This is a genomic window from Janthinobacterium sp. C22 (genome assembly GCF_057919405.1).
Genome location: NZ_CP193659.1, coordinates 6,366,799 through 6,381,632 on the forward strand (window position 1 = coordinate 6,366,799; position 14,834 = coordinate 6,381,632).

At 61.5% G+C, this 14,834-nt stretch carries 16 protein-coding genes; 5 read left to right on the plus strand and 11 right to left on the minus strand.

The window, feature by feature from the left end:
- Window positions 1-43: 43 nt before the first annotated feature.
- Entirely contained in the window at window positions 44-1,696 is a 1,653-nt protein-coding gene (locus ACRHIG_RS29850; protein ID WP_475414693.1) for a patatin-like phospholipase family protein, read from the plus strand.
- Window positions 1,697-1,781: 85 nt separating this feature from the next.
- Here ACRHIG_RS29850 and ACRHIG_RS29855 read toward each other — a convergent pair whose 3' ends face one another.
- The 5 genes from ACRHIG_RS29855 to ACRHIG_RS29875 all read right to left on the minus strand — a co-directional run bounded on the left by ACRHIG_RS29855 (window position 1,782) and on the right by ACRHIG_RS29875 (window position 5,384).
- Window positions 1,782-2,000, minus strand: coding sequence for a hypothetical protein (locus tag ACRHIG_RS29855; RefSeq protein ID WP_034784905.1), 219 nt, complete (start codon window positions 1,998-2,000; stop codon window positions 1,782-1,784).
- 80 nt (window positions 2,001-2,080) lie between these two features.
- Window positions 2,081-2,662: a TerD family protein gene (locus tag ACRHIG_RS29860; protein ID WP_070290121.1), complete on the minus strand. Its 582-nt coding sequence runs from the start codon at window positions 2,660-2,662 to the stop codon at window positions 2,081-2,083.
- Window positions 2,663-2,700: 38 nt separating this feature from the next.
- Window positions 2,701-3,396 carry a TIGR00266 family protein gene (locus ACRHIG_RS29865; RefSeq protein WP_475414692.1) on the minus strand — a complete coding sequence of 232 codons (696 nt, stop codon included), beginning with the start codon at window positions 3,394-3,396 and terminating at the stop codon, window positions 2,701-2,703.
- 207 nt (window positions 3,397-3,603) lie between these two features.
- A complete protein-coding gene (locus ACRHIG_RS29870; RefSeq protein WP_070222543.1) occupies window positions 3,604-4,179 on the minus strand; it encodes a TerD family protein in 576 nt (191 codons plus the stop codon).
- A gap of 131 nt (window positions 4,180-4,310) precedes the next feature.
- Window positions 4,311-5,384, minus strand: a complete 1,074-nt coding sequence (locus ACRHIG_RS29875) for a DUF475 domain-containing protein (RefSeq protein WP_475414691.1) — start codon at window positions 5,382-5,384, stop codon at window positions 4,311-4,313.
- Between the two features lie 117 nt (window positions 5,385-5,501).
- Here ACRHIG_RS29875 and nhaR point away from each other — a divergent pair, with 117 nt between their 5' ends.
- The 3 genes from nhaR (at window position 5,502) to ACRHIG_RS29890 (ending at window position 9,325) form a co-directional block, all read left to right on the plus strand.
- A complete protein-coding gene (gene nhaR / locus ACRHIG_RS29880) occupies window positions 5,502-6,416 on the plus strand; it encodes a transcriptional activator NhaR (RefSeq protein ID WP_475414690.1) in 915 nt (304 codons plus the stop codon).
- Window positions 6,417-6,540: 124 nt separating this feature from the next.
- The gene (locus ACRHIG_RS29885) at window positions 6,541-7,875 is read left to right on the plus strand and encodes an MFS transporter (RefSeq protein ID WP_489628850.1); all 1,335 of its coding nucleotides are present in this window, start codon (window positions 6,541-6,543) and stop codon (window positions 7,873-7,875) included.
- 109 nt (window positions 7,876-7,984) lie between these two features.
- Window positions 7,985-9,325 (plus strand): hemolysin family protein, encoded by a 1,341-nt coding sequence (locus ACRHIG_RS29890; protein ID WP_489628851.1) that lies wholly within the window; start codon window positions 7,985-7,987, stop codon window positions 9,323-9,325.
- Here ACRHIG_RS29890 and ACRHIG_RS29895 read toward each other — a convergent pair.
- Genes ACRHIG_RS29895 through ACRHIG_RS29920 form a run of 6 tightly spaced genes read right to left on the minus strand, consistent with a single transcriptional unit; the run spans window position 9,273 to window position 14,482 of the window.
- Entirely contained in the window at window positions 9,273-10,400 is a 1,128-nt protein-coding gene (locus ACRHIG_RS29895) for an AI-2E family transporter (RefSeq protein ID WP_489628852.1), read from the minus strand. The genes ACRHIG_RS29890 and ACRHIG_RS29895 overlap by 53 nt on opposite strands.
- A 42-nt stretch (window positions 10,401-10,442) precedes the next feature.
- On the minus strand, window positions 10,443-11,036 hold the full coding sequence (locus ACRHIG_RS29900) for an SCO family protein (RefSeq protein WP_489628853.1): 594 nt from the start codon (window positions 11,034-11,036) through the stop codon (window positions 10,443-10,445).
- Window positions 11,033-11,893 carry a heme o synthase gene (cyoE, locus tag ACRHIG_RS29905; RefSeq protein ID WP_489630893.1) on the minus strand — a complete coding sequence of 287 codons (861 nt, stop codon included), beginning with the start codon at window positions 11,891-11,893 and terminating at the stop codon, window positions 11,033-11,035. The genes ACRHIG_RS29900 and cyoE overlap by 4 nt, the downstream gene beginning before the upstream one ends.
- 38 nt (window positions 11,894-11,931) lie before the next feature.
- A complete protein-coding gene (locus ACRHIG_RS29910) occupies window positions 11,932-13,107 on the minus strand; it encodes a COX15/CtaA family protein (protein ID WP_475414702.1) in 1,176 nt (391 codons plus the stop codon).
- 18 nt (window positions 13,108-13,125) lie between these two features.
- A complete protein-coding gene (locus ACRHIG_RS29915; protein ID WP_489628854.1) occupies window positions 13,126-13,755 on the minus strand; it encodes an SCO family protein in 630 nt (209 codons plus the stop codon).
- A complete protein-coding gene (locus ACRHIG_RS29920) occupies window positions 13,736-14,482 on the minus strand; it encodes an SURF1 family protein (RefSeq protein ID WP_489628855.1) in 747 nt (248 codons plus the stop codon). The genes ACRHIG_RS29915 and ACRHIG_RS29920 overlap by 20 nt, the downstream gene beginning before the upstream one ends.
- A 36-nt stretch (window positions 14,483-14,518) precedes the next feature.
- Between ACRHIG_RS29920 and ACRHIG_RS29925 the strand changes: the two genes are divergently transcribed.
- The gene (locus tag ACRHIG_RS29925) at window positions 14,519-14,719 is read left to right on the plus strand and encodes a twin transmembrane helix small protein (RefSeq protein ID WP_046683386.1); all 201 of its coding nucleotides are present in this window, start codon (window positions 14,519-14,521) and stop codon (window positions 14,717-14,719) included.
- The last annotated feature ends 115 nt before the right edge of the window (window positions 14,720-14,834 follow it).

Here is a 14,834-nt window from a genome sequence, read left to right on the forward strand (position 1 = left end):
GTTTCCGTCCGTATCCCAACCAATGACTACGCACAGATCGCGCATGAATCCACGCTTGTTTGCCCCCTTGATCCTCGTTGCGCTGCTGAGCGGCTGCACGGTACTCGCCCTGCGCCCCAACCGCGGCGTCGAAAACCGCACGTTCACCGTGCAGGAAACACCGCGCCTGCGCATCGACGCGCCCAAGGCGCGCATCCAGAACCCGATGCCCAACGACCACTTCATCGGCATCGCCCTGTCCGGCGGCGGCAGCCGCGCGGCCAATTTCTCGGCCGCCTCGCTGGAGCAGCTGGAGCAGTTCGGCCTCGTCAGCGGCGCCTCGGCCATCTCCGGCGTTTCGGGCGGCGCCATCGCGGGCGGCTACTATGCGCTGCATGGCAAGCGGACGGATTGGCCTTTGCTGCGCAGCAAACTGAAAACGGATTTCTTCGGCCAGACCATTTTGAAACCGGCCAACCTGACGACGATGTTGCTCACGAACAAGACGCGCACATCCTTCCTGTCCGACGTGTTCGACGATGTACTGTACGACAAGAAAACCTACGAGGACTTGCCGCACGACGGCCCCATCTTCCTGGCCAACGCGACGGATGCCACCGATGGCGGCAAGCGCGTGGTGTTTTCCTATGAGTATTTCTACAGCACCCTGCATTCGCCGATCCAGGATATCCGCCTGGCCACGGCAGTGGCCACCTCGGCCGCCTTTCCCGGCGTGTTCGATTCCGTCACCTTCGAGCGTTTCCGTCCGAAAAACAGTTTCGTGCCGGAACTCGGTTCCGAGTCGCGCGAATCGCCGTCCTACGTGCACCTGTTCGACGGCGGCGCGGCCGACAACCTGGGCGTGGAAACCCTGTGGGACGTGGCCCTGACGCAGCTGTACGGCAACGACATGGCCGTCGTGCCGCCGCGCCTGAACAGCAAGCCCTTCATCCTCATTTCCATCGATGCCAACGCACCCAATTCCAGCGCCGTCTTCGAAAAGATGTCGGACGAGCGCCAGCCGCTGGACCGCATCTTCAACAAGAATATCTATGATGCCGTCGACGCCCTGTTTTCGCGCCAGCGCAAGGAAAACCTCGTCAAGATGGGCTTTGGCCAAGCCCGCTTCGATACCATCACGCATGAAAACTTTGGCGACTTGAGCCAGAAATTCGTCAAGGGCAAGCGCACGTCGGCCTTTGCCATTCCCGTGCTGTGCCGTCCCCACCTGGGCCAGTACCGCTGCGAGGTCGATGCGGCCGATCCCCTGCCGGGCCAGATCCGCACGCGGCTGGAAGGCTTTGCCTGGCATATTTCCATCGACCAGATCGCCTCGCTGGCGCTGCGCCTGTCCAGCGGCGATGCGCAAATCGACGGCGCGCGCAAGGAAGAGCGCGCCGCCCTCGTCAAGCTGCAACGCCTGGCCACGCAGACGAAAACCCATCTGAAACTGACGGGTCCGGAAAACTGCAGCCCGGACGTCCTGCAATCGGCCCTGTACAGCGCCGCGCGCGTGCTGATCCTCGACGACGAGGAATCACGCTTCGCCCTGTGCGATTACATGCTGGCGGGCCAGCTGATCAATGACGACACCGTCTGCAAGCAGCGCTATGTGCACGCCGTGCCCCGCTTCGCCATCGAAAGCGAAGATTTGCAGTACCGCAACCTGAGTTCGGACGGCAATTCCGTGAACGTGCCGATACGCTGCAAGAAGTGAGCGCGCACAAAAAAGCCCGCACGATCGCTCGTACGGGCTTTAGCGCAAGGATTCCTGGCGCCCGGTTGATTTAGATCAATCGACCTTAAATCAAGCGACTACGCCTGCGCATGTAGCTGCGGCTTAACGCACCCTCCAGTTCCTGCTCCGTCTTATGCTGGTTCACCGTGTACAGGGCCCACAGGGCCGCCGGCGCCCAGCCGATCACAGTGCACTGCAAGATCAAGGCGGCGGCACCGGCCAGCGGGCGCCCCAGCATGAAAAACGTGAGACACGGAAGTAGCAAGGCTATCAGCAATCGCATCACGACATACTCTCCTTCAAAATAGAGCAGCGGACAAGGGCCGGTATCCGGTCCGTCCCCCGCCCGCTGCGTACTGCTCCTTATAGATGCACTGAGATTTGGGGCATCAGGTCGTCAAAGGTGCGACCGTTGCCGTTTTCTCCGATGGCGTGCATCTTCCATTCGCCGTTATGGCGGTACAGCTTGGCCATGATCTGTGCCGTGTGGGAACCTTGCACAGACAGGTTGAAACGCGCGACTTCCTGGTTATTGCTCGCATTCAAGATGCGGCAATAGGCATTTTCCACCTGCGAGAAGTTCTGGCCAGTAAAGCTGTTGACGGTGAAGACCAGGCTTTTCACGTGCGCCGGCACCTTCGACAGATCGACATTGATCTGTTCGTCGTCGCCATCGCCCGCGCCCGTGCGGTTGTCGCCCGTGTGGACAATGCTGCCGTCCTTGCTTTTCAGCTGGCGGAACCAGACGATATCGGACGTGCCCTTGTTCTCGTCGAACATGACGCACGACGCGTCCAGGTCGACGGCTTCCGTCTTCGAACCGAAACCGAGGAAACCCTTGGTCTTGGCCGCATCCCAGCCCAGGCCCATGGTGATACGGGTCAGGGTGGTACCAGCTTCTTTGTCCAGAGAAATCTTCTGGCCCTTGCTCAAATTGACAGACATACGCATAGCTCCTGTTTGGTTGGTTGCATCAAGTACTCTTACGCCGGCTTACTTTGCGTCCAGGCAAGGAAGGCCGCGCGGTTGCGCGAGCACACGAGGATTTTCCCCGTGCCTGAAAACTTCAGCACCATGCCTTCGCCGCTGGTCTGGCTATTGATCAAATTACCCAGAAAGCCCCCGCTGCTGCCGGTCGTGATGGAAATTTCGTATTGCAGGCGGTTGTCCCAGCACACGACGTGCGAGTTATCGATCACCACGTCCTTGCCAGGCGTCACTTCCAGTTCCGACATCGCGCCAAAACCGGACACCGCCAACTGGCCGCTGCCTGCCGTCTCGGTGATGAAAAAACCACCGCTCTGGGCAAACAGCGCATTGCCAAGGCTTTGCGTGCGCACCTTCAATTCCACGCCAGAGCTGGCCGCCACGAAGGCGCCGTCGCTGATCATGTATTGCTGGGCGCCAACCTCGAGCACCCGCATCGCGCCGGGCAAGGTGGGCGACAGCAGACAGTCGCCGTCGCCCCGCATGGCCTCGATATGCTGCTGAAAGAACGATTCGCCGTTGGCAAAGGTGCGCATCAGCGCGGCGCCTATGCCGCCCGTCATCTTGCCTTTCAGCTCAAGATTGGTTTCCATCATCACCATCGCATCGGATTCGCAATAAATCTTCTCGCCCTTGGCCAGCGATACATGCAGAAACGGGTCGACGTCCCCTGTTACATTAAAAACCGGCATTCAACTGTTCCTTCCTCAACTAGATAATGATGGGGCGCTCCACACAGTAGACCGCCTTTACTGCAGAGTAACGGTGCCGCACAAAACCGTAGCGAGCGGATGTGATTTGTGGCCGAGAAGCGCAACCGTACTTTAGTACGGGGGCGCCGAGCCGGTGAGCATCGCCGGCCGCAAAGCGCACCGCGCAGTAGGTTTGGTGTGGCTACCTTATACGCCGACGCCGAACGAGGCAGCCAAAGGACCTAAACCGCCTTTATATCCCTGGCCGATGGCCTTGAATTTCCAATCGCCGCCATTGCGGTAGATTTCGCCGAAGACCATCGCCGTTTCCGCCGAGCCGTCTTCCGACAGGTCGAAGCGGGCGATTTCCGTGTTGCCGTTGGCATTCACGCAACGCACGTATGCCTTCGATACCATACCAAAGTTTTGCTTGCGCGCCTCGGCATCGTGAATCGTGACGCAGACGGCGATCTTGTCGATCTCGGCTGGCACCGTGGCCAGGTCGACGACGACGGTTTCATCGTCGCCATCGCCGGCGCCCGTGGTGTTGTCGCCCGAGTGGGTGACGGAACCGTCGCTCGACTTCAGGTTGTTGTAGAAAATCATGTCGACGTCGGCACGAACCTTGCCGTCGGCCTTCAGCAGGAACACGGAACCGTCGATGTCGAACGCGGCGCCGTCGGTGGCGCGGGCATCCCAGCCCAGGCCGATGATCATCTTCGAAATGCCAGGGGCTTCCTTGCTCAGGTTGACGTTGCCGCCTTTTTGCAGACTGATTGCCATGATGTATTTCTCCTATGTGGGTTGTATATGACCAGACACCTGGCGTCCTCCACCGGCCTGACTCCCCAGGCCGGCGGCGACGCTTGCTGCAACTTGCCGACAAACGGGTGTAGTCGTTTGCCGCGCATTCTTTACACTGCCTTGACCGCTTCCAGCGCTTCCGTCGGGCCTTCTTCGAGGGCCATCCTGCGCTTGTAGCGGATCGACGACCACAGCGAGGCGAGAATGAAGGCCACGCCGATCAGACCCGTGAAGATCTCGGGAATGTGGAACTTCATGCTGACCAACATGATCACGGCCAGGATACCGATCGCATAGTGCGCGCCGTGCTCCAGATAAACGAACTCGTCGAGCGTGCCCTTGCGCACCAGGAACACCGTCATCGAGCGCACGAACATCGCGCCGATAGCCAGGCCCAGCATGATGATCACGACATCCTTGGTGATGGCAAACGCGCCGATCACGCCGTCAAAGCTGAACGAGGCGTCGAGCACTTCCAGGTACAGGAAGCCGCCAATACCGCCGCGCTTGATGATGTCGCCCATGTTGCCGTCGCCGTTGTCGCCTTCCAGCAAACCGCTGATCACATCGACGCCCACGTAGGTCAGGATGCCCCACAGGCCGGCCGTCAGGACCACCAGTTTCTGGCCTTCTTCGATCATCGACAGGCTGACCATCAGCGTACCCAGGGCGATCATCACGGAAATCGACGAGATCTTGCCCAGTGCGCCCAGTTTTTCTTCAATCCGGCCCAGCCAGTGCGTTTCTTTCTCCGAATCCAGCAGGAAGTTCAGGAACACCAGCAGCAGGAAGATGCCGCCGAAAGCCGCCACTTCCGCGTGGTGATTCGTCAGGTGCATCGAATACTGTTCCGGATTGCTCAGTGCCAGATTCCATACCTCCATCAAGCCCAGGTCCGCCGCTTGCGCCACGATGACCAGCGGGAACAGCAGACGCATGCCGAAGACGGCGATGATGATGCCCACGCCGAGGAACAGGTTCTGCCAGAACTTGTCCCAGTTCTTCAGCACCGAGGCGTTGACCACTGCGTTGTCGAACGACAGCGAGACTTCCATCACGCCGAGGATCACCGCGATACCGAGCGCCGCCAGCATCGTCTGCACGCCACCGTGCGTGTAACCCCACCAGGCGGAAATGCCCAGGCAGATAAATGTCACTAGAAATGACACTCTGAAATGTTTCATCGATAGTTCCCCGTTATCCAAATTCAATGGAACGTAGTATAGAGACGTGTGACACATTTAAAAATAGAAGATAATGGAAGTATTACTTCGTAAAAACAGAAGATAGAGGGTGCAGCGATGAAAACCACGGGATTCAACTACCGCCATTTGTATTTCTTTTGGGTCGTCGCCAAGGAAGGCGGCGTGACGCGCGCGGCTGAACGGCTGGGACTGGCAGTGCAAACCATCAGCACCCAGCTGGCCCTGCTGGAAAAGGAACTGGGCCGCTCCCTGCTGCAGCCGCAGGGACGGCGTCTGGTGCCGACCGAAGCGGGCCGCCTGGCGCTCGGCTATGCGGACCAGATCTTTTTGCTGGGCGAACAGATGCAGGATGCGCTGGCCGACACGGACGCGGAAAAGATGCGCCTGACGGTGGGTATTTCCGATTCCCTGCCGAAACTGATGGCCTACCGCATGCTCGACGCCACGCGCAGCCTGGACCAGCCCGTCAAGCTCGTGTGCCTGGAAGATGAATTCGAATCCTTGCTGGCCGACCTGGCCCTGCACAAGCTGGACCTGGTCTTGACGGACCGCGCCGTGCCGGCCGGCGCCAGCCTGCGCGTCTCCAGCCATCTATGGGGAGAGAGCGCCATGAAGCTGTTCGCCATCCCTGCGCTGGCCGCACAGTACCGCGGCAATTTCCCGCACAGCCTGCACGGCGCGCCGTTTCTGCTGCCCGCGCGCAACAATGCCCTGCGCGGGCGCATCGACGAATGGATGGTGCAGCAAGGCGTGCGCCCCGACGTGGTGGGCGAATTCGAGGACAACGCCATGCTCAACGCCTTTGGCCGCAAGGGCCTGGGCCTGTTCTTCGCCTCGGCCAGCCTGGCGGCCGACATCGAGGAGCAATTCGGCGCCGTGCTGGTGGGTGACGCCTCGTCCCTGCGCGAGCAGTTTTATGTGATTTCCAACGAGCGCAAGATCATGCATCCGGCGCTCGATGTCATTTTGGCCGCCATCCAGGGCCAGCCAAAGATTCACAAGGAAACCTGATAAATCCATTCGAAAATAACGTTTGAATAATCAATCAAAAGCGATTGTAATGAAGCCTGAGACAAACACGCACCCGTCCCTCGCTGGAAAGGCGCGATCACCATAAAAAAACAGGAGCGGCACCATGTCCACGGCAGGCAAGACGATCGATATTCCCGATCTCATCAATAACAACAGGATCGGCTCCTTCCAGATCGGCATGCTGATCCTGTGCGGGCTGTGCGTCATCATGGATGGCTTCGACGTGCAGGCGATGGGGTACGTGGCGCCCGCCATCATTGCCGACTGGCATGTCAGCAAGGCCAACCTGGGCCCCGTGTTTGGCGCGGGCTTGCTGGGCATGCTGGTCGGCTCGCTCGTCTTCAGCATCACGGCCGACAAATTCGGCCGCCGTCCCGTGCTGATCGGCTCGACCATCTTCTTTTCGCTGTGCATGCTGGTCACGCCGCTGGCAACGACCATCGAGCAATTGCAGCTGATCCGTTTTATCACGGGCCTGGGCCTGGGCGCCGTGATGCCGAACGCCATGGCGCTGGCCGGCGAATACAGCCCCCTGCGCAAGAAAGTCACCTTGATGATGCTGGTCTCGTGCGGCTTTACCCTGGGCGCCGTGCTGGGCGGATTATTGTCCGCCGCGCTGATTCCCGCCTTCGGCTGGCAATCCGTGTTTTACGTGGGCGGCGTGGTGCCGCTGGTGATCGGCGTGCTGATGTTCTTCCTGCTGCCGGAATCGATGCAATTCCTGGTATTGAAGAAACGCAAGCTGGATAAAGTCGCCAAGTGGCTCAAGCGCATCGATCCCACCGTCACCATCACGGCTGACACGCAATACCTCGTGCACGAGAAGGAACACAAGGGTGCGCCCGTGCTGCAATTGTTTACGGGCGGCCGCGCGAAGATGACGATTCTGTTGTGGGTCATCAACTTCATGAACTTGCTCAATTTATATTTCCTGTCCAACTGGCTGCCGACGATCGCCAGGGAAGCGGGCCTGTCGACGGCCAACGCCGTGCTGGCCGGCACGGCCCTGCAAGTGGGCGGCACCATCGGCACCCTCGTCATGGGCCAGCTGATCGACCGCTCCAGCTTCCGCCGCATCCTGCTGCCATGCTTCCTGGTCGCTGCCGTGGCCATTGCCCTGATCGGCCGTCCGGACGTGTCGCTGGCCTTCCTCTTCATCACCATCTTCATCGCGGGTTTCTGCGTGGTGGGCGGCCAGCCGGCCGTCAACGCCCTGGCGGCCAGCTACTACCCGACCACCTTGCGCTCGACGGGCATCGGCTGGAGCCTGGGCGTGGGCCGCATCGGCTCCATCATCGGTCCCGTGCTCGGCGGCGAGCTGATCCGCCTGAACTGGCCCAACAGCACGATCTTCCTCGTCGTCGCCATCCCCGCCATCGTCTCGGCCGTCATGGTCTTCGCCATGCGCGGCGGGCCGCAAACGGCCGCCAAAGCGTAATGCCACCGTCCGCGCGCCCGCCTGCACAGGCGGGGCGCGCGGCAAAATTAGGCTATGCCGGCCTTCGTCGTTTAAGATGACGTTTTAACAGCCCATCTTTTGCGCCCCCATGCACAATGTCTTGCTAGTCCTGCTCGCCCTCTTCCTGGTCGCGCTGAACGGTTTTTTTGTTGCCGCCGAGTTTGGCATCGTCACCTTGCGGCGCACGCGCATCCGCGCCATCGCCAAGACACAGGGACTGCGGGGCCGCATCCTGGCCAAGGTACATGGCCAGCTGGACGCCTACCTGTCCGCCTGCCAGCTGGGCATCACGCTGGCGTCGCTGGGCCTGGGCTGGGTCGGCGAACCGGCGTTCGCCGGCCTGCTGGAACCGCTGTTCGGCGCCGTCGGCGTCACCTCGCAAGAGCTGATCCACGGCGTGTCCTTCGTCGTCGCCTTCAGCGTGATTTCCTTCCTGCATATCGTCGTGGGCGAACTGGCGCCCAAATCGATGGCTATCCGCAACCCGGAAGCCGTCGGCCTGTGGAGCGCGATTCCCCTGTACGGCTTTTACTGGACCATGTATCCGGCCATCTACCTGCTCAACGCCAGCGCCAACTGGGTGCTGCGCATGGCGGGCCTGTCCGGCAAGGGCGGCCACGATGCCCATTACTCGTCCGAAGAACTGAAACTGATCCTGCGCACCAGCCAGCCCGGCGAAAAGTTTACGCGCGACGAGCGCAACATCCTGGCGCAATCGCTTGATTTCGAACAGATGACGGTGTCGGACCTGATGCGCCCGATCAATGAAGTGATCGCCCTGCACGCCTCGAACACACTGGAAGAAAACCTCGACACGGTGCTGCGCAACCGTTTCAGCCGCTACCCGTATTTCGACACGAATGAAGACGACGTGTTGGGCGTGGTACACCTCAAGGATCTGTTCTTTGCCCAGCAGGCGGGCAAACCGATCACCTCGCTCACGCCGTTTTTGCGTCCCGTCGACATCATTTCCGCGCGCACGCCGGCCCTGGAACTGTTCCGGCGCTTTCGCGACGGCGCGCCGCACTTCGCCCTGATCGGCGAGAAGGGCAAGCGTCCGCTGGGTTTCATTACGCTCGATAACTTGCTCGGCGCCATGGTCGGTGAAATCCGCGACGAATTCCGCCGCAATGAAAACGACTGGCTCAAGCAAAGCGACGGCACCCTGATCGGCAAGGCCAGCCTGCCCATCTTCTCGCTCGAACGCATCCTCGGCATCGATATCGAAAACGAGGAACTGGGGCTGGACGACGTGGAATCGGTGGGCGGCTTGATCATGGTCAAGCTGGGAGACATACCGAAGCAGGGCCAGCGCATCACCTTCGTCGACTTCGACATCGTCGTCAAGAAGATGAACGGGCCCCGCATCGTGCTGATCAAGGTGATCCCGAAGCAGGAACGCGACCTCGACGCGGACTTACGCGATTAGTCTTTTTCAAGGTAAGCGTATCCTTGCCCTGCGGCACGGTGGTCTCGCCCACCGTCCACGTTTGTAGCAAGCTGTACAGCACAGCCAGCAGGGTCGGGCCGATAAAGATGCCGACGAAGCCGAAGGCCAGCACACCGCCCAGCACGCCCAGCAGCACCAGCAAAAACGGCAGGCTGCTGCCGCGGCTGATCAGCATGGGTTTGACCACGTTGTCCACGCCGCTGATCAGCAGCGCGCCCCACACCAGCATGAAAATGCCCCAGCCCGTCTGGCCGTCTGAAAACAGCCAGATGGCGGCGCCGCCCCAGATCAGCGGTGGGCCGACGGGGATCAGCGAAAAGATGAAGGTGGCCACGCCCAGCAGCGCGACGGCCGGCACGCCGGCGATCAGGAAGCCCAACACGGCCACCAGGGCCTGCGCCAGCGCCGTGCCCAGCAAGCCGTACATGACGCCGCGCACGGTGCGGCTGATGGTCAGTCCCACGCCCGGTGCGCTGTCGCCGATGATGCGGCCGGCGCCCGTCATCAAGGCACGGCTCAGCTGCTGGCCGTCGCGGTAAAGGAAGAAGCTGACGAACACGGCCAGGCTGGTCTGCGCCAGGCCCGTGCCCAGCAGGATGCCGCCGGAAGCGAGGAAGTGGCGCGCCGGTTCCAGCATGGTCTTACCCAAATTCAATAATTCCTCGCGGTCGTCCAGCAGCCGGCGCACATAGCCGTCGATGGTTTCGCCCACCACGGGAATGCTGGCCAGCCAGGCGGGCGGATGCAAGCCGCCCGTTTCCAGCGCCGTGCGCAACTGTTCATAGATGCGCGAGACATTGTCGGCCAGGTTGTAGGTGACGAGGGCCAGCGGCAGCACGATGACCAGGATCAATGACAGGGTCATGATGGCGGCCGCCCAGTTGCGCCGGCCTTTCAGCCGGTCGAGCAGCAGCAGGTACAGGGGCCAGCTGGAAATGCCCACACAGGCGGCAAACAGCATGGCGGCGAGGAAGGGCCGCAAGACGAAAAAGCAGCCGATCAGCAAGAAGATGATGGCTGCCAGGCGGGCGTGCGGCTCGAAACGTTTATCCATGTACTGCGTATCCTGAAGATGGCGCCCGGGGGCGCGACCGGATCAGGATAGCAGAAGTTTAAGATCGTGCGCGATGGCGGCAGGCTTTTCGCCGTGGCGCACGAACAGGCGGATCTTGCCTTCGCGGTCGAACACATAGGTGCCGGCCGTGTGGTCCACCGTGTAGCTGCTGTCCGTTTCGCCTTCCACCTTGGCGTAATACACCTTGAATTCCGTGGCCACCTTGGCCGTCGCGGCCGCATCGCCATACAGGCCCACGAAGCGCTTGTCGAAAGCGGGCACGTACTGCGCCAGCAATTGCTGCGTGTCGCGCTCGGGGTCGACCGTGACGAACAGCACCTGCACCTGGTCCGCCTGCGGCCCCATTTCCCGCATCACCTGCGCCATGTCGGCCATGGTGGTGGGGCACACGTCCGGGCATTGCGTGTAGCCGAAGAACATCAGCACCAGCTTGCCCTTGTAGTCCGCCAGGGTGCGCGGCTGGCCCGTGTGGTCCGTCAGCGCGAATTCGCGCGCGTAGCCCAGGCCCGTCACGTCCGTATTCTTGAATGCCAGCTTGGGCGCGGCAGGCTTGCCGCAGCCGGCGAGGACGACGGCCAGCGCGGCCGCCAGCAACAGAGTCAGGTATTTTTTCATGTTCCGAGGGGAATGTAATGGTCGACCAGCAAAGCCGCGAACAGCAATGCAAGATAGACGATGGAATACGTAAAAGCTTTGCGCGCGATCAAGTCCGTGTAGTGGCGGTACATCTTCCATGCATAGTACAGGAAGCCGGCATTGAGCAGCACGGCCGAGGCCAGGTAGATCAGGCCGCTCATGCGCACGGCGTACGGCAGCAAGGTGGTGGCGGCCAGCGCGATCGAATACAGCCACACGTGGAATTGCGTAAATTGCATGCCGTGCGTGACGGGCAGCATGGGCAGGCCCGAGCGCGCGTAATCGTCGCGGCGGTACATGGCCAGCGCCCAGAAGTGCGGCGGCGTCCAGACGAAAATGATCAGGACCAGCAGCCAGGCCTGCATCGGCACGTCGTTGGCGACGGCCGCCCAGCCCAGCGCGGGCGGCATGGCGCCGGACAGGCCGCCGATGACGATGTTTTGCGGCGTGGCCGGTTTCAGCACCATGGTGTAGATCAGGGCATAGCCGACAAACGTGACAAAGGTCAGCCACATGGTCAGCGGATTGACGAGATGATACAGGATCGCCATGCCCAGGCCGCCGATCACCAGCGCGAACACCACCGTCTGTTTCACCGTGATGTCGCCCATGGCCATCGGGCGGCGCGCCGTGCGGGCCATGCGCGCATCGATTTCGCGCTCGGCCAGGCAATTGACGGCAAACGCGGCGCCGGCCAGCAGCCAGATGCCGACGGTGCCGAACACCACCGCGTGCCAGTCGGGCAACTCCTCGCTGGCCAGGAACATGCCGATGACGGCGCAAAACACGGCCAGCTGCGTCACGCGGGGCTTGGTCAGCGCCCAGTACTGGGCGATGCGGGGGAAGGTTTACGGCTGATGGTCTGAGTAGTCATTTATGCGGTACGGGAAGAACTGGCTGGTGCCGGGGGCACTGGCGCGGAGGCGCAAGCGCGCTTGGCATTGCGCGCTACATCGAGTTGGAATTTAGCCTTGTAGTTTAACATGGTCAGCAATAACACGAGCAGCGCGGCCCCGCCGTTATGCAGGACGGCGATCGACAGCGGCCAGCTCAGGTAAATCGTCGCCAGACCCGTGGCCGCCTGCAGGGCCAGCACCAGCGCCACCCAGCGGGCCGTGCCGCGCAGGGATGGCAGCTTCCATGCGCGCCACACCGTATAGCCGACGCCGGCCAGCACGATGAAGGCGAAGTTGCGGTGCACCCAGTGGATGGCCGTCAGCGCCGAAAACGGCAAATAGTGGCCGGCGGCCGTCTTGCCCAGCTCGCGCCACAGATGGAAACCGTGTTCAAAATCCATCTCGGGAATGACCTTGCCGCCGCACAGGGGGAAATCCGTGCAGGCCAGGGTGGCGTAGTTGGTGCTCACCCAGCCGCCCAGCGCGATCTGCAGCGTCAGCAGCGCGAGCGAAAAAATCGCCAGCGCGCGCACGGGGCGCAGCACGGACTCTTCCGCATCGGCACGCAGCAAGGGTTGTACGGCATGGTCCTGGCGCCCGCCCAGCCACGTCAGCATGGCCAGCAGCCCCATGCCCAACAGCAAGTGGATGGTGACGATCACCGGTTGCAGCTTCAAGGTGACGGTCCAGGCGCCGAACGCGCCCTGCAGGCAGACGAACAGGAACAGCGCCGTCGGCAGCGCGGGCGCGAATTCCGCGCGCTTGCTCTTTCTCCACTGGCGCCACGCCTGCACCATCATCGCCACGATCAGCACGCCGATGGCCATGGCCAGGTAGCGGTGCGTCATTTCGATCCACGCCTTCACCACCGTCACGGGACCCGTCGGCATCAGGGTTTCCGCCGCCACGATATGCTCGTGCGCCAGGAAAGGATTGGCCGAGCCATAGCAGCCGGGCCAGTCAGGGCAGCCCAGGCCGGAATCGGACAGGCGTGTAAAACCGCCGAACATGATCAGGTCGACCGTCAGGAAGACGGCGATCCACACGAGCTTGCGGTATTTATTGGCGTCCGCGGACACCCAGACCATGGTCAGCGGCAGCAGCGCCACCAGCAGACCCGTCAAGCCCAGCTGGGCCAGCGCGGAGAGATGCATCGTCGGCATGCGTTCCCCTTAACCGATCGCCGAAGCTTTAAGCAGCTTGGCGATGTCTTTCTTGATCTTGTTCGGGTCTGCGTCTTTCGGGAAGCGCATCATCAGATTGCCCAGCGGGTCGATCAAATATAAATGGTCGCTGGTCTTGCCGCCCGGCTCCACCGGCAGCCACGCCTTCAGGGCGTCGTTATTGACGCGCAGCATGCTGGTGCCGTCGAATTCGCGCATCACGAGCGTGTCGAGCGGCTGGCCATCCGTCACCAGCCAGACCCGCTCCAGGCGTTCGCGCTCCTTGCCTTGCATCAAACGCAGTTGTTGCATGTCAAACAATTGCTTCTTGCATGCTTCCTGGCAATCGGACGGCCCTGTCTGCAACAGCACCCACTTGCCCTTGAACTGGGCCAGCGGTGCGGCCTTGCCGTCCAGTTCCGTCACCTGCAACTGGGCTTCCGGTATCGGGTACAAACGCGGGTCGATCAGGGCGCCATAGTTGTTGCGGCCCGTGGGCTTGATGATGTAATACGTGAAATACGAGGCGATGATGGGAAACGCGCACACGGCCACGACGGCCAGCAGTTTCCACCGTCCCGTATTCTGTGCCTGCTTGTTGCTGCTGTCTTGCGTTGCTTCAGGGTTGTTTGTTTGCACGTCGAAATCCTGTAAAGACAAAAAATAGAAAGGCCATCAGTGCCAGTGCATACCACTGGAATGCATAGCCGCGGTGCTTGTCGGCCCCCAGATCGGGCGCCGGCCAGTCGCGCACGGGAAGCTGGCTGGACGCTGGCGGATCAACTGCATCGACTGTTTGTTCGAGGATAAAAGGCTGCAGGGACAGGCCGCTGGCCTGCGCCAGTTGGCCGATATCGGCATTTTGCACGATGGCGTGCGGTGCCAGGGCCGGCGCCGTGCCCAGTTCCATCACATGGCCCGCGTTCAGGCGCGCGATGCCCGTAATGGTGACGGTGCCGGCCGGCGTGGCGTAATCGGGAATGCGCGTGCGCTCGGCATTGTTGCGCGGCAACCAGCCCTGCGCCACCAGCACGTGCATGGCGGAACCGTCGATTTGAAATGGCGTGAGCACGTGGAAACCGGCCTGGCCCTTGTACGGGCGGTTGTCCAGATAGACCGTCCAGGCGGGCACGAAACGGCCCGTGACGGTAACGCGCCGATATTCGATCGCTTGCGCATCGGCCGGCAGCAGCGGTGCGGCCGTCAAGGCCAGCGGCGCGGCCCGGTTGCCAGCTTCCAGCCGGGCGGCGCGCGCGAGTTTTTCATCGCCACGGCGCTGCTGCCATTGCGCCAAAGAGACCCCCAGCACCACCAGTAGCAGCATTACAACAAATGGAATCCATCTAAAATGGAAGCGGATACGCATTACAATGAAACCTCCTCAAGCCTGGCGCTACCATCCATGAAAATCCTCGTTGCCATCGCCTTCATCCTGATCCTGGGCAGCCTGGGCTCGGCCCTGTTCTTCCTCATGCGCGACAAGGGCAAGAGCAACCGCACCGTGCAGGCGCTGGCCCTGCGCGTGGGCTTGTCGATCACCCTGTTTTTGCTGATCCTGCTGGCGCATCATCTGGGCTACATCCAGCCGACGGGAATTCATTAAGGCCCGGCATTGCCTGATTGGCAAATTCTTCACGCTAAGAAAAAAGCCGTACCCAGGATGTCCCGGTACGGCTTTTTTATGCTGCAGGCCGCCTAACAACCACGCGCGCCCTGCC